Consider the following 19,591-nt stretch of genomic DNA (forward strand, 5'->3'; position numbering starts at 1 on the left):
ACTTTTTCTGGGAGCTGTTTTTCATATGCGTAAACCTCTTTCCATGCTCAGTGTGCTAGCCCTCAGTGTCGGTATCGCCATGTCTGCGGCCCCTGCACAGGCTGCAATGCCTTCCCTGTTCGAATCTAACCAGGAGATGCCGAGCCTGGCACCGGTTCTTGAGCAAGTTACCCCTGCCGTGGTCAATATCTCCGTCTCCGGCAAGAAAGTGACCCGTCAGCGTCTGCCGGAACAGTTCCGTTTCTTCTTTGGCCCCAACATGCCTGACGAGCAAGTGAGCGAGCAGCCGTTCCAGGCGCTGGGCTCCGGCGTCATCATCGATGCCAAGAAAGGCTATGTCATCACCAATGCTCACGTGGTACACGAAGCGGACGAGATCAAGGTCAACCTGAAGGATGGCCGCGAGTACGCCGCCAAGAAGATTGGTGAAGACAAGCAGTCCGATATCGCTCTGCTGCAAATCAAGGCCGACGATCTGGTGCAGATCAAGTTTGCCGACTCCGACGAGCTGCGAGTCGGCGACTATGCGCTGGCCATCGGCAACCCGTTTGGGCTGGGCCAGACCGTGACCTCGGGTATTGTCAGCGCCCTGGGCCGTAGCGGCCTCAACATCGAAAATCTGGAGAACTTCATCCAGACCGATGCGGCCATCAACTCCGGCAACTCGGGTGGCGCCCTGCTCAACCTGCGTGGCGAGCTTATCGGTATCAACACCGCCATCCTGGGCCCCAACGGTGGCAACATCGGCATCGGCTTTGCCATTCCGTCCAACATGGTGCGCAACCTCTCCGAGCAGATCATCAAGTACGGTGAAGTGCGTCGTGGCCAACTGGGGATCACCGGCACCGAGCTCACTTCGGAGATTGCCAAGACCTTCGGTTACAACAAGAAAGATGGCGCCTTCGTCAACCAGGTCATGCCTGACTCTGCTGCAGCCAAGGCCGGCATCAAGGCTGGCGACATCATCGTCAGCATCGATGGCAAAGCCATCCGTTCGTTTGGTGAGCTGCGCGCCAAGATCGCGACCATGGGTGCCGACAAGCAGGTTGCCCTCGGCCTTATCCGCGACGGAAAAGAGCAGACCGTCAAGGTTACCCTGAAGAAGGCAGATGATAGCGAGATCCTGGCCAGCGCCCTGCATCCGGCACTGGAAGGGGCCAAGCTGAGCACCACTACAGAACCTGTTTCCGGCGTCGCCGTGGCCGATATCGACCCACGCTCGCCTGCGGCGGCTTCGGGCTTGCAGAAAGGTGACATCATCATCGGAGTCAACCGCCTGCGGATCAACACACTGGGCGAGCTGACCAAAGCACTCAAGAACAAACCTGACGTGCTGGCACTCAATATCCAGCGGGGTGACTCTTCACTCTATCTGGTGATCCGCTAATCCCTCCCCCACCCGCGGCATTCGCCGCGGGTGATTTTTATCCACCGATGATGTTATTCTCTGCCCGCAGCCTGTACGGATGAGAATGACATGAAAATCCCCCCTTTAGTCAGTTACTTGGGCAAGTCCATCGGCTTCGGTTTGACCGTCGCGGCGCTGCTGCTTGTGTTGTTTCCCAATTTTCGTGGGGGGGCCCAGCTACCCGGTCTCATCACCAATGCCCGCGAGTTGAGCTTCTCCTACGCCGCCCATCGCGCCGGCCCTGCCGTCGTGAATATCTACACCCGCAGCTTTGCCGCCAATCAGGGGAATCAGGGGGAACTGCGCCCACAGGGGCTGGGCTCCGGCGTCATCATGACTTCCCGCGGTTACGTGCTGACCAATTATCACGTCATTGCCGATGCCGACCAGATCATCGTCGCACTGCAGGATGGCCGGGTATTCAGCGCCGAGCTGGTCGGTACCGATCAGCTGACCGATCTCGCCGTACTCTATATCGAAGCGGACAATCTGCCGGTGATCCCTCAAGATCCGGAACGGCAGCCTGAGGTGGGGGATGTGGTGCTTGCCATCGGCAACCCCTACAACGTTGGCCAAACCATCACTCAAGGCATCATCAGCGCGACCGGGCGCGCCGGGCTCTCCAGCATGGGACCCGACAGCAATGGCCGCCAGGATCTGCTGCAGACCGATGCCGCCATCAATGAGGGCAACTCGGGCGGGGCTCTGGTCAATGGTCGTGGCGATCTGGTGGGGATCAACACCGCTACTTATCACCTCAACGGCAATCAGGAGACTTACGGCATCAGCTTCGCCATCCCCTACCGGCTGGCCAAGCGGATCATGGATGAGCTGATCGCCAACGGTCGGGTCATCCGTGGCTACCTCGGTGTCTCCAGCGTCGAGATCAACCCCATCGTCGCCCGCATGATGAACCTGGGCGATCTGCGAGGCCTGGTGGTGGAGAGCCTGGATCCCAACGGCCCGGCCAGCAAGGGAGGTCTGAAGCGGGGAGATGTACTGCTCAAGATCAACGGCGAGGCCATCAGCGGCGTTCGGGCTGCCATGGACAAGATTGTCGAGAGTCGCCCGGGCACCAAGCTCACCATCTCGGTATTTCGTGAGGGCAAGCCGCTCGAAGTCGTGGTCACCATAGAAGAAGACCTGCGCTACCAGAAGCGGGCAACCCGCTAGGGTGCTGTACACGCAGGATGTCGACGGCAGGAGATAGCGGAGTGGGAAGGAGAGAGAATACCTGAGAAGCCGCAGGTATTCTCCTTATGCGTGGCGTCTCATACGCCAGAAGACTGAGCGATTACTCTTCGTTGAAACCGGACGTAAACAACGCGACCACGGCAGCTAGGGCCTCCACCTCGTCGGGGCCCTCCACCTGAACCTCCACTTGGCGGCCCTGGGCAGAGTCCAGCATCAGCAGGCCAATCACACTGTCGGCATCAGCCTCCACACCGTCCTCATTGCGCAGCAGCACATGGGCATCAAAACCCTGTACCAGCTCGAACAGCATCATGGCTGGCCGAGCGTGGATACCCAGCTTGTTCTTCACTTCAACCGAGGCGGAAACTGTCATCAGGTCGTCCTATTGGGGCATCACGCTTGGGAGCTGCTCTTGTCGAGGGTGCGGTGGCGAATTTGCACGTTCTTGCCGAGCTGCCGGAAGGAGTTGGCCAGGCGTTCGGCGATGAATACCGATCTGTGCTGGCCCCCGGTACAGCCGATGCCGACCGTGAGATAGCTGCGGTTGTTACGCTCCAGATGGGGGAGCCAGGTCACCAGCATGTGTTCGATTTGCTGGGTGAATAGCATCACGTCCGCCTGGGCCGAGAGGTAGCTGGCCACCGGCTCATCCTTACCGGTAAAAGGCTTGAGCTCGGGGATCCAGTGCGGATTGGGCAGGAAGCGAGCGTCGAACACGAAATCGGCATCCTTGGGTATGCCATATTTGAAACCGAACGACTCGAACACCAGCACCAACTCGTTCTCTTTCTTGCCGAGCACCCGGGTCTTGATGAGCTCGCTCAAGTCGTGAATGCTGAGGCTGGTGGTATCGATACGCAGATCGGCAGTTGAGGAGATCGGCGCCAGCAGATGGGTCTCTTCCCGGATCGCCTCGTCCAACGACAGTTTGTTGCGCGACAAGGGGTGCAGACGGCGGCTCTCGCCATATCGTTTGAGCAGCGTGGTGTTGTCGGCATCGAAGAAGAAGCTGGCAAACTCGACCCTGCCCTCGTTGCGCACCTGAGCCAGCAGATTCTCCAGTTTTTCCGAATCATTCGGCAAGTTGCGCACGTCTATGCTGACTGCCAGCTTGTCGTACTGGCTCTCGACCGAAACGATCAGCTGGGGCAACAGGTTGACCGGCAGGTTGTCCACACAGTAATAACCCAGATCTTCCAATACCCTCAGGGCTACGGTTTTACCGGAGCCCGAGCGTCCACTTACCACGATTAACTGCATCTTGTTCCCTCACGCCAAAACGGGTGTGTGATCCTGGCCTGTATATCAGGCTGAGGTCATGATCTGATAGAGCTCTTCATCGCTGGTTGCCTGGCGTAACTGGCGGCATACCGCCTTGTCACCCAGCTTGGAGGCCATCAGGGAAAGGGTCTTGAGATGCTGTTTGCACTCGCTTTCCGGTACCAGCAGAGCAAACAGCAGGTCAACCGGTTGATTGTCGATGGAGTCGAAAGGGATGGGATCGGCAAACGTCATCAGAATAGCGGTGGGCGGAAATTCATCGTCGATACGACCATGAGGGATCGCGATACCGGCACCGATCCCGGTACTGCCCATTTTTTCGCGGGCCAGCAAGCATTCAAACAGCGCCTGGCGTGAGGTGCCCAGGCGCTCGGCGGCCAGCTCGCTGATGATTTCGAGGGCCCGTTTCTTGCTAGTACAAGGGACTGCACTCTTGGTGCAGTCCCGACTCAGTATGTGTTCAAGTTGCATGGTTATTTTTTATTTAACTTGTCTTTATGCTTGATGATCTGCCTGTCCAGCTTGTCGAGCAGGGTATCTATCGCGGCATACATATCGGCATGCTCGGAGTTGGCGAAGACCTCACCGCCACTGACATGCAGTTTGGCTTCGGCGATCTGGTTCAGTTTTTCCACGCTCAGCACCACATGCACGTTGTTGATGTGGTCGAAGTGACGCTCGAGTTTGGCAAATTTGTTATTCACATAATCACGCAGAGCTTCGGTAATCTCGACATGGTGTCCGGTCAGGTTAATTTGCATAACGTCATCCTTTTGTTTTGCCTAAACCAGGCGTTTGCGCTGATTGGAAGGTGGGATAAACAGGGATTCGCGGTACTTAGCGATCGTGCGTCTAGCCACCATAATACCCTGTTCGGCCAGCAAATCCGCGATCTTGCTATCACTTAGCGGCTTGGCGGGGTTCTCCGCCGTCACCAGCTTCTTGATGAGCGCACGGATTGCGGTCGATGAGCACTCTCCTCCTCCTTCTGTATTCACATGGCTGGAGAAAAAAAACTTCAGTTCGAAAATACCGCGGGGGGTATGCATGTATTTCTGGGTTGTTACACGGGAGATGGTCGACTCGTGCATTTCCACCGCTTCGGCGATATCGTTGAGCACCATCGGCTTCATCGCCTCTTCACCATATTCGAAAAAGCCCTGTTGCTGCTCGACGATGCAGCTGGCCACTTTCAACAGGGTGTCGTTACGGCTCTCAAGGCTCTTGATGAACCACTTGGCTTCCTGCAAGTGGGAGCGGATAAACTGGGTATCCGTGCTGCTACGGGCATTACGTGCCATAGCGGCATAGGTCTCGTTGACCCGAATGCGCGGGGATGAATCGGGATTGAGTTCAACCACCCAGCGATTCTGCCGTTTGACTACGGAGACGTCCGGGATCACGTACTGGGAGTCGCTCTGGATGATGCCGTTGCCCGGCCGCGGCTCCAGCAGCTGGATCAGATCCAGCACCTCCTTGAGGTCGCTCTCCTTGAGCCGGGTCTTGCGGGCCAGGGTGCGGTAATCGCGATTGCCAAGCAGATCCATGTGCTCCTGGATCACCTCCTTGGCCTCACTGATCCAGGGAGTCTCGGGGTCGTACTGTTCCAGCTGGATCAGCAGACACTCCTGCACCGAACGGGCGGCAATTCCCACGGGATCGAAGTGTTGCACCCGCTTGAGCACGACCTCGATTTCATCGAGTTCGACCTCCACTTCGTCGCTGCTCACCGCCGCCTGAATATCTTCCAGCGACACTGTCAGATAACCGGATTCGTCGATGGCATCTATGATGGCAAGCGCGATGGCGGCATCCACATCGCTGAACGGGGTGAGGCGCATCTGCCACAACAGGTAGTCCTGCAGGTTCTCGGTGGTCTCCCCCTGGTAGACGGTGTCATCCCCATCATGGATGGGTCCGGCACTCTGGGCCGTCCCCGCGGAATAGACCTCGTCCCAGGTCGTATCGACCGGCAACTCGTCCGGCATCTGATCCTGGGCCATGGCATCGCTGGAATCCAGCTGGCTGGCATCAACCTGATCTTGCGGGGATGTCTCCTGCACCTCGCTCTCTTCCTGCTCCAGCAGGGGATTGTTTTCGAGCGCTTGCTGAATTTCCTGCTGAAGTTCCAGAGAGGAGAGCTGGAGCAGACGAATCGCTTGTTGTAATTGCGGCGTCATGGTCAGGGATTGACCGAGACGCAACTGTAATGTCGGCTTCATCTACGTCGGGATATCCTTATGTTCAGCGAGGCACGCGGCAAAGGAAATGAAGGCATGCCCCCTTACTATAGACTGAATTGATCGCCCAAATAGACGCGCTTGACCTGCTCATCGGCGAGGATATCAGCCGGCGCACCTTCAGCAATCATCTGGCCGTGGCTGACGATATAGGCCTTCTCACATACGTCCAGAGTCTCTCTGACGTTGTGGTCGGTGATCAAGACGCCCAGCCCCCTATCTTTCAGGTGCTGGATGATCTTCTTGATGTCTATCACAGAAATGGGATCCACACCGGCAAACGGCTCATCCAGCAGGATAAAGCGCGGCTCCGCCGCCAGGGCGCGGGCAATTTCGACCCGGCGCCGCTCGCCACCAGACAAACTCTGACCCAGGTTGTCGCGGATGTGGGTGATGTTGAACTCTTCCAGCAGCTGTTCGACCTTGTCTTCCCGCTCCTCGCGACTCAACCCCTTGCGAGTCTGCATGACTCCCATCAGGTTGTCGAACACCGAGAGACGGCGGAAAATCGAGGCTTCCTGCGGCAGATAGCCGATGCCGTTGCGGGCACGCACGTGCATGGGCTGCAGGCTGATATCCTGATCATCGATGGTAATGAGACCAGCGTCCCGCTGCACCAGACCGACGATCATGTAAAACGAGGTCGTCTTGCCGGCACCGTTGGGCCCGAGCAAGCCGACGATCTGGCCTGTGCCAACCTCCAGACTCACATCACTGACCACCATGCGGCGCTTGTAGCTCTTCTGCAGGCCCACTGCTTTCAATACTGCCATGGCTTATTTTCCCTGGGTCTGCTGATCGGCCGGCTTGTCGAAATTCTCTACCTGATCTGGCAGGAAGACGGTTTTGACCCGCTGGTTCGGTGTCTTGCTCTCGGCGATCATCTTCTGTTTAACGATGTCGTAGCGGATCAGGTCACCATTGACCTGACTATCTTCCTGCTTGAGCTGGCCATTGCCGGTGATGGTCACTAGGCGCTTCTTCAACTCGTAGCGAATGCTGTTGCCGTGGGCGTTAACCGGCTTGCCGTTGTCCAGGATCTGGAAGAAGGTAGCGGGCTTGCCATAAGCGGTCATCACCTCGGCCCCTTTCTCGCCGGAGCGGGTCACAACCACCTTGTCGGCCTTAATCTTGATAGTGCCCTGAGTGATGATCACATCCTGCTCGAAGGTGACGCGATTATCCTGCATCTCGGCCACCTGTTTGATGGCATCGACATAGACCTTCTCGGCAAAGTCGGACTCTTTGGCGGTCACAACACCGCAGAACAACAGGGCTGCGAGGGCCAGATTAACGTTTTTCATTGAAATAGATGGCATGACCTTGATCCAGTAACTCAAAATATTTGCGGTCCAGATGGCCTTTCAGGCCAACCCCTTCGGTCTGGAAATCCTGACCCAAAATCTTCACTTCCCGGTTGCTACGCACATCCTGGGTCACCAGGTCCAACTCCAGATAGGGAGTATCGAGCGTGGAGATGAAGGAGGTGGGCAGCAGACCGTCCAGATGCACCTTGTCCCGCATGATCACGTTGTCATCGGTGTTGAGCACACCAGTGTCGGCTGTGACTTTCCATTCAGCCTCCCCCTTGTCATCGAACATGTAGACGACGGGCTTGTCGAATGTCGCCTGCTCGATGATCTGGTAGTACTCGGCATAGGCCGACTCCAACCGTTCGGTACGCTTGCCGTTCACATCGAAACGGGTGGTCACCAACTCTTTGGCGACAAAATCCGGCTGATAATGCTCGGTTTTTACCGTGCTCTCCGGCACCAGCTCCACCTTGCTCAACTGCCAGGCGACCAAGGCAACCAGAAACAGCAGGGCAAACAACAGGGTCTGTCTGTTCATACCGATGCCTCAGGCTGGTAATCTTCGTGCCCCTGGGCCTGCAGGATCAGGTCGCATACCTCGCGCACCGCACCTGTGCCGCCAGCCAGGCGGGTCACCATGTCGGCCCGGCGCAAGACCAGAGGATGGGCATCGGCTACCGCAATACCAAGGCCACAAGCCTCCATCACCGGCAGATCTATGGTGTCATCACCCATGTAGGCGGCCTGCGACGCATCCAGGCCCAGCTTGGCCAGCAATGCCTCGAAGTGGGGCAATTTCTTGTCCGCCCCCTGCACCACGTGATTCACTCCGAGACTCTTCATCCGATCACTGACGATGCGGGAATTGCGCCCCGTGATGATGGCGATCTCGATCCCGGCGTTGAGCAGCGCACGCATGCCTGCACCATCGCGGGTACAGAAGGTCTTCAGCTCCTCGCCGTTGTTACTCATATAGATGAGGCCATTGGAGAGTACCCCATCCACATCGCACACCAGCAGGCGGATTTGCGCCGCCTTGTCATACTGGCTGCGCGTCACCGGACCATAAAGGGTCGGTACGTTTTGCATCAAATTACTCCGGCTTTCAGCAGGTCGTGCATGTTGAAGGCACCCAGCGGGCGCTTGTCTCCATCCACCACCAGTAATCCGTTGATCTTTCTGGTTTCCATCAGTTTGACGGCTTCCGCCGCCATCATTTCCGGCCCTACGGTAACACAGTTGGCGGTCATCACGCGGCTGATCGGGGTGTGATGGATGTCCACCTGCTGATCGAGAATGCGGCGCAGGTCGCCATCGGTAAAGAGTCCCGCCAGCAGACCGTGCTGATCGACCACCGCCGTCATGCCGAGTCCTTTGCGGCTCACCTCCAGCAACGCCTCGCTGATGGTGGCATCAATAGAAACCTGGGGCAACAGATCACCACTGTGCATCAGATCGCCGACCCGCAGCAACAAGCGCTTGCCCAGCGACCCGCCCGGATGGGAGAGAGCAAAGTCATCGGCGGTGAAACCGCGCGCTTCCAGCAGGGCCACCGCCAGCGCATCCCCCATCACCAGCGTCGCGGTGGTGCTGGAGGTGGGGGCGAGTCCGAGCGGACAAGCCTCTTTTTCCACCTTGATGCACAGGTGCACATTGGCCTCCTTGGCCATGGTAGAAGCGGGGTTGCCGGTCATGCAGATGAGCGGTATGCCGCGGCGCTTGAGCACCGGCAGCAGGGCCAGGATCTCGTCGCTCTCGCCCGAGTTGGAGATGGCGATAATGAGGTCGCCTGTGGAAATCATCCCCAGATCCCCATGGCTGGCTTCCCCCGGATGGAGGAAGAAGGCGGGAGTGCCGGTGCTGGCCAGGGTCGCGGCAATCTTGCTGCCGATATGGCCAGACTTGCCCATCCCTGTGACCACTATCTTGCCACCACAACGCAGCACCATCTCGCACGCCTTGTCGAAGGCGTCATTCAGATACTGGTAGAGTCCATCAATCGCTTGCTTTTCCGTGTCCAGCACCGCGCGGGCACTGCGACGAAAATCGAACAGTTTAGACACTTTCTCAGGCTTTACAGACATAAAGACACAGCTCCGGGCCGAAATTAGCTGCGGGATTATAAAAAAGTCTGTCCGGATAAGCGAATCGGATGGTGGATCCCCGGCAGGATGACGCACTTTGTTACACAAATTTGGCGTACAAACGGGCTGCCAGCCTGTTCAATAGTTGTTCCTTGATGTTGCTTAGACCTAGACTAGCCCATAAAATTCGCTCCTCATTTGCACCGGATGGACAATTGTTTGAACAATGACCTGATCACCATCTCCGACCTGACTTTCAGTCACGGAGATAGGCTGTTGTATGACGGGATCAACCTGACCATTCCCCGTGGCCAAGTCACCGCCGTCATGGGCCCGAGCGGCATCGGCAAGACCACCTTGCTGCGGCTGATCGGTGGCCAGCTCAAGCCCGAGTCCGGTCACATCCTGTTTGACGGGGAAGATATCCCCAGCCTCTCCCGTTCGCGCCTCTACGAGGTGCGCAAGCGGATGAGCATGCTGTTTCAGAGCGGCGCCCTGTTCACCGGCATGACGGTCTACGACAACGTGGCCTTCCCGCTGCGGGAGCACTCAGGTCTGCCGGAAGAGCTGATCCACACCATCGTCATGATGAAGCTGCAGGCCGTGGGGCTGCGCGGGGCGGCGAAGCTGATGCCATCCGAGCTCTCCGGCGGCATGGCACGGCGCGCGGCGCTGGCACGGGCCATCGCGCTCGACCCCGACCTCATCATGTATGACGAACCCTTCGTCGGTCAGGATCCCATCACCATGGCGGTGCTGGTGAAGCTGATCAAGGAGTTGAACAATGCCCTCGGCATCACCTCCGTCATCGTCACCCACGATGTGAAGGAGGTGCTCGGCATCGCCGATTACGCCTACATCATTGCCAACCGCCAGGTAGTAGCCCACGGCACGCCGGCGCAACTGCGCGAGGAGCACAACCCCGAAGTCGAGCAGTTCCTGAAAGGATTGCCCGACGGTCCTGTTCCGTTTCATTTTCCGGCAGGCGACCTGCTACAGGATCTCTGATGTTGACAAGCCAAATAAGCAAGCTGGGACGACGCGGCGTACGTTTCATTACCGCCATCGGCCGGGCAACCATCATGTTGTTCCATGCGCTGGCGGGCAAACCCGAGCCGCGCAAGCACTTCCCGCTGCTGATCCAGCAACTCTATGTGGTCGGGGTGCAGTCGGTGGCCATCATTCTGGTGTCGGGTCTGTTCATCGGCATGGTGCTCTCCTTGCAGGGTTACAACGTACTGAAAGACTTCGGTGCCGAGCAGAGCCTGGGCCCTCTGGTCTCTCTCTCCCTGCTGCGGGAACTGGGTCCTGTGGTGACCGCCCTGCTGTTTGCCGGCCGCGCGGGTTCTGCCCTGACCGCGGAAATCGGCCTGATGAAGGCCACCGAACAACTCTCCAGCCTTGAGATGATGGCGGTAGACCCCCTGCGCCGAGTGGTGGCACCCCGCTTCTGGGCCGGGGTCATCAGCATGCCGCTGCTGGCCTTCATGTTCAGCCTGATCGGCATCTTTGGTGGCAAGCTGGTCGGCGTGGACTGGCTGGGAGTGGATGAAGGGGGCTTCTGGTCCGCCATGCAGGCCTCCGTCGACTGGCAGGATGACATCATGCAAGGTGCCATCAAGAGCCTGATCTTCGCCCTTGTGGTCACCTGGATTGCCCTTTTCAACGGTTATGATGCCAAGCCGACCTCGGCCGGGATCAGCCAGGCCACGACCCGCACCGTGGTTCACTCATCCCTGGCCGTGCTCGGTCTGGATTTTATACTCACCGCAGTCATGTTTGGATAAGGTAAAGATGAAGTTCAGCAAAGTAGAATTCCTGGTCGGCCTCTTCATGCTGGCTGGCATCGGTGCCATTCTGGCACTGGCTCTGCAAGTGGCCGGTTTGAGCTTCAAACCGGAGGGAGAAACCTATACCCTGCACGCGCATTTCGATAATATCGGCGGCCTGAAAGTACGCTCTCCGGTCAAGGTCGGTGGCGTGGTGGTCGGTCGGGTGAGCGACATTACACTCGACCCGCAAACCCAGGTTCCCGAAATCACCCTGCAGATGCAAAAGAGTGCAGGCGAGTTTTCCGAAACCAGCTCTCTCTCCATCCTCACCTCCGGCCTGCTCGGCGAGCAGTACATAGGTCTGACCCCGGGCTTCACCGATGAGGATATGGGCACCGGCATGCTCAAGGATGGTGACATGATTGAAGACACCAAATCCGCCATCGTGCTGGAAGATCTGATTGGCAAGTTCCTCTACAGCCAATCCTCCGACAGCAAATCAGACAGCAAGTAAGGAGTAACCATGTTCAAGAAGATCGCCCTGCTGCTGGGCCTGATGACCAGCATGCTCTTTTCCCTGTCCGCCCAGGCCGCGGTGGACGCCACCGATCCCAATGCGCTGGTCGACATGGCCGCCAAGCAGACCTTCGCTCGTCTGAAGGCCGATCAGGCACAGATCAAAAGCAACCCTGACCACCTGCGCGTCATCATCCGCGAGGAGCTGCTGCCCTACGTGGATAACCGCTTCGCCGCCTACAAGGTGCTTGGCAACCAGATCAAGCAGACCACCCCGGCCCAGCGCGACGCCTTCGTCGAGGTCTTCACCGAGTACATGGTGAGCTCCTACGCCGATGCCCTGGCCCACTTCGACAAGCAGACCGTCAAGGTCGAGCCGGGCAAGGCACCCAACGGCAACATCACCGCCGTCAACGTCAGCGTGAAAGAGGCCGGCAAGCCGGACATCTTCCTCGAGTTCAAGCTGCGCAAGAACAACAAGACCGGCGAATGGAAAGCCTTCGACATGGTCGCCGAGGGGATCAGCCTGCTCTCCGCCAAACAGAGCGAGCTAGGTGGCCTCATTCGCCAGGACGGCATCGATGCAGTGATCGCCCAGCTGCGCGAGCACAACGCCAAGCCGCTGGTGATCAAGTCATGATCTTCAGGGGCGAGCTGCAGGCGCCACAGGTCAATGACCTGTGGCAACGCCGCGCCGACTGGTGGCAGGATGACAAGCTGGAGCTGAGCCAGGTCACCACCCTGGACTCCGCCGGCCTGGCCCTGCTGGTCAAATGGGCAAAAGCCGCCCTGGCACGAGGCGCCACACCGCAACTGGTGGGCGCCTCCACTGATTTCTATACCCTGGCCAACCTCTACGGGGTGGCCAGTCTGTTTCAATCAACCCCGCTCACAACTGAGGACGCATAATGCAAGTCTCTGAAATTGAAGCGATACTCCTTGAGGCTCTGCCATTGTCCGAAGTCCATGTCAAAGGGGATGGCAGCCACTACCAGGTGATTGCCGTCGGCGACATGTTTGACGGTATGAGCCGAGTCAAGAAACAGCAGGCCATCTATGCCCCACTGATGGACAAGATCGCCAGCAACGCCATTCACGCTCTCTCCATCAAGGCCTTTACCGAAGCCGAGTGGAAGCGCGAACGTAAATTCCTATTGCCCTCCTGATTTGGTAACGAAGTAACCATGGACAAATTCAAGATCACCGGCCCCTGCACCCTCTCCGGTGAAGTGACCATCTCCGGCGCCAAAAACGCCGCCCTGCCGATCCTGTTCGCCACCCTGCTGTGCGACGAAGAGGTTCAGCTCTCCAACGTGCCGCGTCTCAAAGACGTGGGCACCACCATCAAGCTGCTGGAGATGCTGGGCGCGACCACCAAGGTGAATGGCAACGTCACCGTGCTGGCCGGTGCCGTGAACAATCACGTGGCCCCGTACGAGCTGGTCAAAACCATGCGCGCCTCCATCCTGGCCCTGGGCCCGCTGGCTGCCCGCTACGGTGCCGCCGACGTCTCCCTGCCCGGTGGCTGCGCCATCGGTGCCCGCCCGGTCAACCTGCATGTGCACGGCCTGGAGCTGATGGGTGCCAAGATCGCCATCGAGGATGGCTACATCAAGGCCCGCGTCGACGGTCGTCTGAAAGGTGCCCACATCCTGATGGACATGGTCTCCGTCACCGGTACCGAGAACCTGATGATGGCCGCCACCCTGGCTGACGGTCGCACCGTGATCGAAAACGCCGCGCGCGAGCCGGAAGTGGTCGATCTGGCCAACTTTCTCAATACCCTGGGCGCCAAGATCCAGGGGGCGGGCACAGATACTCTGGTCATTGATGGCGTCGAGCGTCTGCACGGTGGCAGCTACAGCGTGCAGCCTGACCGCATCGAGACCGGAACCTTCCTGGTGGGCGCTGCGGTCACCGGCGGCAAGATCACCTGCCGCAAGACAGACCCGACCCTGCTGGAAGCAGTACTGGTCAAGCTGGAAGAGGCCGGCGCCCTGATTGAGAAGGGTGAAGACTGGATCACCCTGGACATGACAGGTCGCACCCTCAAGCCGGTTACCATCAAGACTGCCCCCTACCCGGCGTTCCCGACCGACATGCAGGCCCAGTTCACCGTGCTGAACGCGGTGGCCAAAGGCACCGGCATGGTCACCGAGACCATCTTCGAGAACCGCTTCATGCACGTACCCGAGCTGGTACGGATGGGTGCCGACATCGAACTGCAGGGCAACGTCGCCATCTGCCGCGATGCCCAGCAACTCAAGGGTGCCCAGGTGATGGCCACCGATCTGCGCGCCTCCGCCAGCCTGGTACTGGCCGGCTTCGTGGCCGAAGGGGCCACCATTGTCGATCGCATCTACCACATCGACCGTGGCTACGAAGACATCGAGCAGAAGCTGCAAGGCCTGGGCGGTTGCATCGAGCGCATCAAGGGCTGACTGCCGCCCCTGATCACCGGCTGACAAAAAGGCCCCCTCGCGTTGGCGTGGGGGCCTTTTTCATGCCGGCAGATTGGGCCAAACGGGCGGAGGATTAATGCCCCGCCAGCTTCATGTTCTCGACCAGCACGGAGCCGGTCTTGAGGCTGGAGCGCTCATCCTCGTCGCAACCCACCGCCACTATATGGCTGAACATCTCAGCCAGATTGCCGGCGATGGTGATCTCCTCGACCGGGTAGGCGATTTCGCCATTTTCAACCCAGAAACCGGCGGCGCCGCGGGAGTAGTCACCATTGACGATGTTGACCCCCTGCCCCATCAGCTCGGTCACCAGCAGGCCGGTGCCCATCTCCTTGAGCATGCCCTGGAAATCCTGACCGGTATTGGATACCTGCCAGTTGTGGATGCCGCCGGCGTGGCCCGTGGTGGTGAGCCCCAGCTTGCGGGCAGAGTAGGAGGTGAGCAGCCAGCTCATCAGCTCGCCGTTGCGCACTATATCCATGTCGCGAGTCAGCACTCCTTCCCCGTCAAACGGGGTACTGGCCAGGCCTCCCAACAGATGGGGGAACTCTTGAATGGTGAGCCACTCCGGCAGGATCTGCTTGCCCAGCTTATCAAGCAGGAAGCTCGACTTGCGGTAAAGATTGCCACCGCTGATGGCCATCACCAGATGACCCCAGAGACCGGCCGCCGTATCGGGATGAAACAGCACGGGGGCATGGCGGGTGGCGATCTTGCGGGCGCCGAGGCGGGAGATGGTACGCTCCACCGCCTCGTCGGCGATGCGCTGCGGACTCCACAGTCCCTCGAGGGTACGGCTGGAGGAGTAGCCGTAATCGCGCTGCATGTCGCCATCCTGCTCGCCGATCAGCACGCAGCTCAGGGAGTTGCGCGACGCCGCATAGCCTTTGACGAAGCCGTGACTGTTGCCATAGACCTTGATGCCGAGGTGGCTGGAGAAGCCGGCGCCATCGGAGTGCTTGATGCGCGCATCGCGCCCCAGCGCCAGCCGCTCGCACTCGATGGCCAGTTCGATGCCATGCTGGGGATCGAGGGTCACCGGATGGCACAGCTGCAGATCCGGGGCATCCCAGGCCAACAGTTCGGCGGGCGCCAAGCCGGCACAGTCGTCGGGAGAGGTGTGACAGGCAATTTCCATCGCCGCCTCAACGGCGGCACGGATGGCCGGCTTGCTCAGGTCCGTAGTCGAGGAGGAGCCCTTGCAACCGTCGCGATAGACGGCGATGCCCAGTGCCCCATCCTTGTTGAATTCGATGCTTTCCAGTTCACAGCCCCGGGTGTTCACCGATAGCCCGGTCTGCTTGCTGATGGAGACTTCGGCCAGCGAGGCGCCCAGTCCTTTGGCTATCTCCAGGGCCTCGGCAACCACGGCCTCGAGATGGGCTTGATCCTGGCGGATTTGGTCTTGCTGATCCATAACTCACATCTGTATGAAGGAAGGAAAGGGGCTAAGCATATCAGACCCCTGCGCCCAGCGGGAGAAGCTGGTAACATATCCGCCAAACGTGAAAGACAGGAATCAAGAGACCGATGAGTCACTATCAAGACGACAACGAGTGGGAAGACTGGGGCCCCAGCAAGAGTCAGCTCAAGCGCGATGCCGAGGCCTTGCAGAAGATGGGTGAGGAGATCGTCTCCCTCAGCCACAGCGAACTGGAAAAGATCCCGCTGGATGAAGAGCTGGCCGAGGCCGTCGAGCTGGGCCGCAAACTCAAGCCGAAGAAGGATGAATCCTTCCGCCGCCATCTGCAGTTCATCGGCCGCCTGATGCGCAGCCGGGATGTGGAGCCCATCGCCGAAGCGCTCTCCATCATCAAGAATCGCCACTCCACCGTGAATGCTCGCCTGCATCGTCTGGAGCAGTGGCGGGAACGGCTGATCAGCGAAGGGGACAGCGCCCTCAACGAACTGATGGCCCAGTTCCACGAGCTGGACCGCCAGAAACTGCGCCAGCTGATCCGCAACGCCAACAAGGAGCGGGAGCTGAACAAACCGCCGGTTGCCTTCCGCGAGATTTACCAGTATCTGCGCGGTGAAATCGAAGATCTGCTGTGATCCCCGCAACACGCCTCCCCTGCGGAGGCGTGTTTGTCATTGCCCCCTTAACATCCCCTTCTTCTCTGCGTTTAATATATCCACCACAGATTCTACTGGGCAGGCTACCTATACACACTGAACGCCCATAAAAAGGGGCACTCAAGCGATGCTACTTTTATTTTGTTAACAATATCGCATCATTTTGTTTGACATATTGAACGGCATTGGCAGACTGGAAAGAAGATCCCGGCTGTTGCTGTCCGCTCCGATCGACGATGCTGACCCCATGCAACACGGGATTGCGAGATCATGCCTTCGGCATGCCTTTGCCAAACATGGAGTTGCAAGGGCTTGCCCAAGGCACAGGACGAGACTTCACCGCCAAGGATAGCCAAGGTGCCCTATGCCCAATCCCACAACCTTTACCAATCGCAAACCTGTCGTACTGATGACCATGGGCGCCCAGCCCCGTAACGGTCACGCCTATCAGGTCATGACCCACAAATACATTGCCCCGCTGGTGGAGATCAGCGGTTGCGTCCCGCTGCTGGTACCCACCTGTTGCGGCACCGCCGATCTGGAGCAGTATCTGGATCTGGCCGACGGGGTCTACCTGAGCGGGGCTGGCTCCAACATAGATCCGGCGCTCTACGGTCAGGAGAACCTCACCCCGGAGAAGCAGCAGGATCGGGAGCGCGACCTGTTCGATCTGCCGTTGATCAAGGCTGCGCTCCGGCGGGGACTACCAATCCTCGGGATCTGTCGCGGCATGCAGGAGATCAACGTGGCACTGGGGGGAAATATTCATCAGAAGGTGTACTGCGAACCTGGCTACGACGATCACCGGGAAGATGCCGACGATCCGGTCGATGAGCAGTATGGCGAAAGTCACCCCATCAATCTGGTGCCAGGCAGCTGGTTTTCCCAGCTGATGGGGGAGGAAAGCATCCCGGTCAACTCGCTCCATGGACAGGGGATCGACCGGCTGGGTGAAGGTCTGGAGCCGCTGGCTCACGCAGAAGACGGGTTGATAGAGGCGATCCACGCCCCGACCATTTCCCCCTTCCTGTTGGCGGTGCAGTGGCATCCGGAGTGGAAGGCCAGCGAAAACCCCCACTCCATCAAGATATTCCAGGCCTTCGGCGATGCCTGCCGCCAACGCAGCGCCCGCCTCGCAGCCTAAGGAAAGTTACTCGTCGAAACCACGCGCCTTGAGCTTGGGCAGCGCGCCCCGCTGAAGGCGCATTTCGCGGCAGCTATCCAGCCCCTTAAGCCCGCGCTGGATATAGTCCGGGGAGTGGCCAAATACCATGCCGTTGCTGCGATAGAGCTTGTTGTCGTCGAGCTCGAACCGCTCGCCGCCTATCAGCAACTGCTCCCGGCCATTGACGACGTCCCCCCGTTTGAGCGGCAGCGCCATGTCGCTCAACACCTCGCCGGTGGCGCACCCTTCACGCCAGTGAACCTCGTTGGAAAAGGGCATGATGGCGATCTCGCGCCAGGAACCGTCCCTGAACTCGACCCTGTATCTGTCCACCAGCAAATCACAACCCGCCAATGGCCATGCCGCCATCAAGCAGATGATTTTCTTTGATAATTGCACAAGATTGCACTCCATTGACTTGTTCGGCACAGCATAAATAAATTGCCCCGCCGCTGCACCATTTACCCTCACAACTCCAACTATGCTGGATGTAAATAGTCACAAGGGGCTGTTATGTCTGGCGATAATCTCATCATGCTGCCGACCCTGATCTGGATCCTGGAACACCCGTTCTGGATCCTGCTCACCCTGTCACTCCTGCTGATCCACTTCTGGCGCAACCCGGGGCAACGGCGAGAGAAACTCTCCGAACTCGGGTTCGTGATCATCAGCCTGGTCATCATACTGCTGATCCAGCTGGAGGGAGGCTGGTTTCGCCTGCCACTGCCCCGCCACTGGCTGATCGAGATCTCCACCTTGCTGGCGGGTCTGGTGCTGGTCAAACTCTGGGGGATCCTGCTGTTCGAGCTGCTGCTCCCCCTCTGCCAGGTGAAGATCCCGCGCATCATCGCCGACATCGTTATCACCATCGGCTACATCGGCTGGGGGCTGTTCAGGCTCTATGCCTCCGGCATGGCGCTGGGAGAGATAGTCACCACCTCGGCGGTGATCACCGCCGTCATCGCCTTTGCCATGCAGGACACATTGGGCAACCTGCTGGCTGGCGTCTCAATTCAGCTCGACAACTCCATCGCCATCGGTGACTGGTTGCAGGTGGACACCACCCAGGGCCGGGTGGTAGAGATCAACTGGCGCGCCACCACCATAGAGACCCGCAACTGGGAAACCGTGGTGATCCCCAACAGCCATCTGCTCAAGCAGCGCTTTACCGTACTAGGGCGCCGTCGCGGCCAGCCCCTGCAACTGCGGCGCTGGGTCTGGTTCGATCTGACGCTGGACACCCTGCCGACCCAGATCATTGCACTGATCGAGAAGGCATTACGGGAAACCAAGCTGCCCTGCGTCGCCAAGTCACCGCCCCCCGACTGCCTGCTGATGAACGTGGAAGGCGGAATAGCCCGCTATGCGGTGCGCTACTGGCTGACCGATCTGGCGCGTGACGACCCGACCGACTCCATGGTACGCAGCCTGATCGATGCCGCCCTGCGTCGCAACGATCGCCGCCTCACGCCCCCCATCTTCAACGTCTTCATGAGCAAGGAGAAACAGCATCAGGATGCGCGCCACAAGCGGCATACCGCCGAACGCACCGCCACCCTGCGCAAGCTGCCGCTGTTTGCCATGCTGCAGGAGGAGGAGCTGGCCCAGCTGGCGGATCAGGTGAAGTTCGCCCCCTTCGTGAGCGGCGACATCATGCTGGAGCAGGGGGAGGTCTCGGGCTGGCTGTTTGTGCTGGTGCGAGGCGAGGCCGAGATGCTGGTCCATCTGGAAGGGCGGGAGCTGCGGCTCGGCGCCCTGCAGGCCGGGGACTTCTTCGGCGAGCTGAGCATGCTCACCGGCGAGCCCAGCTCGTTTACCGTACGCGCCCTGGGGGCCGTCGAAACCTACCGCATCAATCAGGCCATGTTCCAGGCACTGGTGCTGCAGCGCGAATCCCTGGTCGAGCCGCTCTACCAAGTGTTGAGTGAGCGCCAGCAAGAGCAGCAGGCCTTGCTGGCACGGGAGGCAGAGTCAATGAAACAGCTGACCCCGCCGCGCGACCTGCTGGACAAGCTGATGACCCTGTTCAGGGGCCGCTAGCCGCAAACCAGCCCTCTTTTGGAACCGAACCCCGCATATG

At 59.2% G+C, this 19,591-nt stretch carries 24 protein-coding genes; 12 read left to right on the plus strand and 12 right to left on the minus strand.

All coding sequences use genetic code 11. The annotated features are described in order from the left end of the window. Nucleotides 1–25: 25 nt before the first annotated feature. Both LA321_RS04770 and degS read left to right on the plus strand, forming a co-directional pair. Nucleotides 26–1,387 (plus strand): Do family serine endopeptidase, encoded by a 1,362-nt coding sequence (locus tag LA321_RS04770; RefSeq protein ID WP_026456105.1) that lies wholly within the window; start codon nucleotides 26–28, stop codon nucleotides 1,385–1,387. 90 nt (nucleotides 1,388–1,477) lie between these two features. After that, nucleotides 1,478–2,581: an outer membrane-stress sensor serine endopeptidase DegS gene (degS, locus tag LA321_RS04775; RefSeq protein WP_026456106.1), complete on the plus strand. Its 1,104-nt coding sequence runs from the start codon at nucleotides 1,478–1,480 to the stop codon at nucleotides 2,579–2,581. A 121-nt stretch (nucleotides 2,582–2,702) separates the two neighbouring features. On the opposite strand, the gene npr is transcribed toward degS, so the two are convergent. The 10 genes from npr to LA321_RS04825 form a co-directional block, all read right to left on the minus strand. Beyond that, on the minus strand, nucleotides 2,703–2,975 hold the full coding sequence (gene npr / locus LA321_RS04780) for a PTS phosphocarrier protein NPr (protein ID WP_026456107.1): 273 nt from the start codon (nucleotides 2,973–2,975) through the stop codon (nucleotides 2,703–2,705). A 20-nt stretch (nucleotides 2,976–2,995) separates the two neighbouring features. Continuing rightward, a complete protein-coding gene (rapZ, locus tag LA321_RS04785; RefSeq protein WP_042070881.1) occupies nucleotides 2,996–3,862 on the minus strand; it encodes an RNase adapter RapZ in 867 nt (288 codons plus the stop codon). Nucleotides 3,863–3,907: 45 nt separating this feature from the next. Beyond that, nucleotides 3,908–4,354: a PTS IIA-like nitrogen regulatory protein PtsN gene (gene ptsN, locus LA321_RS04790; RefSeq protein WP_005336322.1), complete on the minus strand. Its 447-nt coding sequence runs from the start codon at nucleotides 4,352–4,354 to the stop codon at nucleotides 3,908–3,910. Nucleotides 4,355–4,356: 2 nt separating this feature from the next. Next, nucleotides 4,357–4,644, minus strand: a complete 288-nt coding sequence (gene hpf, locus LA321_RS04795) for a ribosome hibernation promoting factor (protein WP_005336323.1) — start codon at nucleotides 4,642–4,644, stop codon at nucleotides 4,357–4,359. Between the two features lie 21 nt (nucleotides 4,645–4,665). Continuing rightward, nucleotides 4,666–6,105, minus strand: coding sequence for an RNA polymerase factor sigma-54 (locus LA321_RS04800; protein WP_042070883.1), 1,440 nt, complete (start codon nucleotides 6,103–6,105; stop codon nucleotides 4,666–4,668). 65 nt (nucleotides 6,106–6,170) lie between these two features. Then, on the minus strand, nucleotides 6,171–6,896 hold the full coding sequence (gene lptB, locus LA321_RS04805; protein ID WP_026456111.1) for an LPS export ABC transporter ATP-binding protein: 726 nt from the start codon (nucleotides 6,894–6,896) through the stop codon (nucleotides 6,171–6,173). Between the two features lie 3 nt (nucleotides 6,897–6,899). Continuing rightward, a complete protein-coding gene (lptA, locus tag LA321_RS04810) occupies nucleotides 6,900–7,427 on the minus strand; it encodes a lipopolysaccharide transport periplasmic protein LptA (protein WP_026456112.1) in 528 nt (175 codons plus the stop codon). After that, nucleotides 7,414–7,974: an LPS export ABC transporter periplasmic protein LptC gene (lptC, locus tag LA321_RS04815; protein WP_026456113.1), complete on the minus strand. Its 561-nt coding sequence runs from the start codon at nucleotides 7,972–7,974 to the stop codon at nucleotides 7,414–7,416. Before lptC ends, lptA begins: the two co-directional genes overlap by 14 nt. Next, nucleotides 7,971–8,525, minus strand: coding sequence for a 3-deoxy-manno-octulosonate-8-phosphatase KdsC (gene kdsC, locus LA321_RS04820; protein ID WP_042070885.1), 555 nt, complete (start codon nucleotides 8,523–8,525; stop codon nucleotides 7,971–7,973). Before kdsC ends, lptC begins: the two co-directional genes overlap by 4 nt. Continuing rightward, a complete protein-coding gene (locus LA321_RS04825) occupies nucleotides 8,525–9,520 on the minus strand; it encodes a KpsF/GutQ family sugar-phosphate isomerase (protein ID WP_042070887.1) in 996 nt (331 codons plus the stop codon). Before LA321_RS04825 ends, kdsC begins: the two co-directional genes overlap by 1 nt. A gap of 207 nt (nucleotides 9,521–9,727) precedes the next feature. On the opposite strand from LA321_RS04825, the gene mlaF reads away from it, so the two are divergent. From mlaF to murA, 7 genes are read left to right on the plus strand one after another with little or no spacing between them, the layout of a single operon-like run. After that, nucleotides 9,728–10,528, plus strand: a complete 801-nt coding sequence (mlaF, locus tag LA321_RS04830) for a phospholipid ABC transporter ATP-binding protein MlaF (protein WP_026456358.1) — start codon at nucleotides 9,728–9,730, stop codon at nucleotides 10,526–10,528. Further along, entirely contained in the window at nucleotides 10,528–11,307 is a 780-nt protein-coding gene (gene mlaE / locus LA321_RS04835) for a lipid asymmetry maintenance ABC transporter permease subunit MlaE (RefSeq protein ID WP_042025039.1), read from the plus strand. The genes mlaF and mlaE overlap by 1 nt, the downstream gene beginning before the upstream one ends. 7 nt (nucleotides 11,308–11,314) lie before the next feature. Next, a complete protein-coding gene (mlaD, locus tag LA321_RS04840) occupies nucleotides 11,315–11,806 on the plus strand; it encodes an outer membrane lipid asymmetry maintenance protein MlaD (RefSeq protein ID WP_026456359.1) in 492 nt (163 codons plus the stop codon). 9 nt (nucleotides 11,807–11,815) lie between these two features. Beyond that, a complete protein-coding gene (gene mlaC / locus LA321_RS04845) occupies nucleotides 11,816–12,448 on the plus strand; it encodes a phospholipid-binding protein MlaC (RefSeq protein ID WP_026456360.1) in 633 nt (210 codons plus the stop codon). Then, a complete protein-coding gene (locus LA321_RS04850) occupies nucleotides 12,445–12,717 on the plus strand; it encodes an STAS domain-containing protein (RefSeq protein WP_026456361.1) in 273 nt (90 codons plus the stop codon). Before mlaC ends, LA321_RS04850 begins: the two co-directional genes overlap by 4 nt. Then, the gene (ibaG, locus tag LA321_RS04855) at nucleotides 12,717–12,974 is read left to right on the plus strand and encodes a BolA family iron metabolism protein IbaG (RefSeq protein ID WP_026456362.1); all 258 of its coding nucleotides are present in this window, start codon (nucleotides 12,717–12,719) and stop codon (nucleotides 12,972–12,974) included. The genes LA321_RS04850 and ibaG overlap by 1 nt, the downstream gene beginning before the upstream one ends. An 18-nt stretch (nucleotides 12,975–12,992) precedes the next feature. Continuing rightward, entirely contained in the window at nucleotides 12,993–14,249 is a 1,257-nt protein-coding gene (gene murA, locus LA321_RS04860) for a UDP-N-acetylglucosamine 1-carboxyvinyltransferase (protein WP_042070889.1), read from the plus strand. A 94-nt stretch (nucleotides 14,250–14,343) separates the two neighbouring features. Here murA and pmbA read toward each other — a convergent pair whose 3' ends face one another. Next, nucleotides 14,344–15,687 (minus strand): metalloprotease PmbA, encoded by a 1,344-nt coding sequence (gene pmbA / locus LA321_RS04865; RefSeq protein WP_042070891.1) that lies wholly within the window; start codon nucleotides 15,685–15,687, stop codon nucleotides 14,344–14,346. A 113-nt stretch (nucleotides 15,688–15,800) separates the two neighbouring features. Between pmbA and yjgA the strand changes: the two genes are divergently transcribed. Together yjgA and LA321_RS04875 are read left to right on the plus strand one after the other, a co-directional pair. Beyond that, a complete protein-coding gene (gene yjgA / locus LA321_RS04870) occupies nucleotides 15,801–16,325 on the plus strand; it encodes a ribosome biogenesis factor YjgA (RefSeq protein ID WP_026456364.1) in 525 nt (174 codons plus the stop codon). 385 nt (nucleotides 16,326–16,710) lie between these two features. Then, nucleotides 16,711–17,490 (plus strand): gamma-glutamyl-gamma-aminobutyrate hydrolase family protein, encoded by a 780-nt coding sequence (locus LA321_RS04875; RefSeq protein WP_042070893.1) that lies wholly within the window; start codon nucleotides 16,711–16,713, stop codon nucleotides 17,488–17,490. A 6-nt stretch (nucleotides 17,491–17,496) separates the two neighbouring features. Here LA321_RS04875 and LA321_RS04880 read toward each other — a convergent pair whose 3' ends face one another. After that, nucleotides 17,497–17,925 (minus strand): hypothetical protein, encoded by a 429-nt coding sequence (locus LA321_RS04880; RefSeq protein WP_156140987.1) that lies wholly within the window; start codon nucleotides 17,923–17,925, stop codon nucleotides 17,497–17,499. 99 nt (nucleotides 17,926–18,024) lie between these two features. Between LA321_RS04880 and LA321_RS04885 the strand changes: the two genes are divergently transcribed. Then, nucleotides 18,025–19,551, plus strand: coding sequence for a mechanosensitive ion channel family protein (locus LA321_RS04885; RefSeq protein ID WP_042070897.1), 1,527 nt, complete (start codon nucleotides 18,025–18,027; stop codon nucleotides 19,549–19,551). Nucleotides 19,552–19,591: the final 40 nt, after the last annotated feature.

This window comes from Aeromonas enteropelogenes, assembly GCF_020097295.1.
GTDB classification, from domain to species: Bacteria; Pseudomonadota; Gammaproteobacteria; order Enterobacterales; family Aeromonadaceae; genus Aeromonas; species Aeromonas enteropelogenes.

Coding starts and splice junctions, on each gene's coding strand:
- ptsN (WP_005336322.1), bottom strand. CDS start 4,354: ATGCAACTTGAACACATACTGAGTCGGGACTGCACCAAGAGTGCAGTC.
- murA (WP_042070889.1), top strand. CDS start 12,993: ATGGACAAATTCAAGATCACCGGCCCCTGCACCCTCTCCGGTGAAGTG.
- hpf (WP_005336323.1), bottom strand. CDS start 4,644: ATGCAAATTAACCTGACCGGACACCATGTCGAGATTACCGAAGCTCTG.
- rapZ (WP_042070881.1), bottom strand. CDS start 3,862: ATGCAGTTAATCGTGGTAAGTGGACGCTCGGGCTCCGGTAAAACCGTA.
- LA321_RS04880 (WP_156140987.1), bottom strand. CDS start 17,925: ATGGAGTGCAATCTTGTGCAATTATCAAAGAAAATCATCTGCTTGATG.
- kdsC (WP_042070885.1), bottom strand. CDS start 8,525: ATGCAAAACGTACCGACCCTTTATGGTCCGGTGACGCGCAGCCAGTAT.
- lptA (WP_026456112.1), bottom strand. CDS start 7,427: ATGAAAAACGTTAATCTGGCCCTCGCAGCCCTGTTGTTCTGCGGTGTT.
- LA321_RS04850 (WP_026456361.1), top strand. CDS start 12,445: ATGATCTTCAGGGGCGAGCTGCAGGCGCCACAGGTCAATGACCTGTGG.
- npr (WP_026456107.1), bottom strand. CDS start 2,975: ATGACAGTTTCCGCCTCGGTTGAAGTGAAGAACAAGCTGGGTATCCAC.
- LA321_RS04885 (WP_042070897.1), top strand. CDS start 18,025: ATGTCTGGCGATAATCTCATCATGCTGCCGACCCTGATCTGGATCCTG.
- LA321_RS04770 (WP_026456105.1), top strand. CDS start 26: ATGCGTAAACCTCTTTCCATGCTCAGTGTGCTAGCCCTCAGTGTCGGT.
- LA321_RS04875 (WP_042070893.1), top strand. CDS start 16,711: ATGCCCAATCCCACAACCTTTACCAATCGCAAACCTGTCGTACTGATG.
- mlaE (WP_042025039.1), top strand. CDS start 10,528: ATGTTGACAAGCCAAATAAGCAAGCTGGGACGACGCGGCGTACGTTTC.
- degS (WP_026456106.1), top strand. CDS start 1,478: ATGAAAATCCCCCCTTTAGTCAGTTACTTGGGCAAGTCCATCGGCTTC.
- pmbA (WP_042070891.1), bottom strand. CDS start 15,687: ATGGATCAGCAAGACCAAATCCGCCAGGATCAAGCCCATCTCGAGGCC.
- LA321_RS04825 (WP_042070887.1), bottom strand. CDS start 9,520: ATGTCTGTAAAGCCTGAGAAAGTGTCTAAACTGTTCGATTTTCGTCGC.
- mlaD (WP_026456359.1), top strand. CDS start 11,315: ATGAAGTTCAGCAAAGTAGAATTCCTGGTCGGCCTCTTCATGCTGGCT.
- lptC (WP_026456113.1), bottom strand. CDS start 7,974: ATGAACAGACAGACCCTGTTGTTTGCCCTGCTGTTTCTGGTTGCCTTG.
- yjgA (WP_026456364.1), top strand. CDS start 15,801: ATGAGTCACTATCAAGACGACAACGAGTGGGAAGACTGGGGCCCCAGC.
- mlaF (WP_026456358.1), top strand. CDS start 9,728: ATGGACAATTGTTTGAACAATGACCTGATCACCATCTCCGACCTGACT.
- lptB (WP_026456111.1), bottom strand. CDS start 6,896: ATGGCAGTATTGAAAGCAGTGGGCCTGCAGAAGAGCTACAAGCGCCGC.
- LA321_RS04800 (WP_042070883.1), bottom strand. CDS start 6,105: ATGAAGCCGACATTACAGTTGCGTCTCGGTCAATCCCTGACCATGACG.
- ibaG (WP_026456362.1), top strand. CDS start 12,717: ATGCAAGTCTCTGAAATTGAAGCGATACTCCTTGAGGCTCTGCCATTG.
- mlaC (WP_026456360.1), top strand. CDS start 11,816: ATGTTCAAGAAGATCGCCCTGCTGCTGGGCCTGATGACCAGCATGCTC.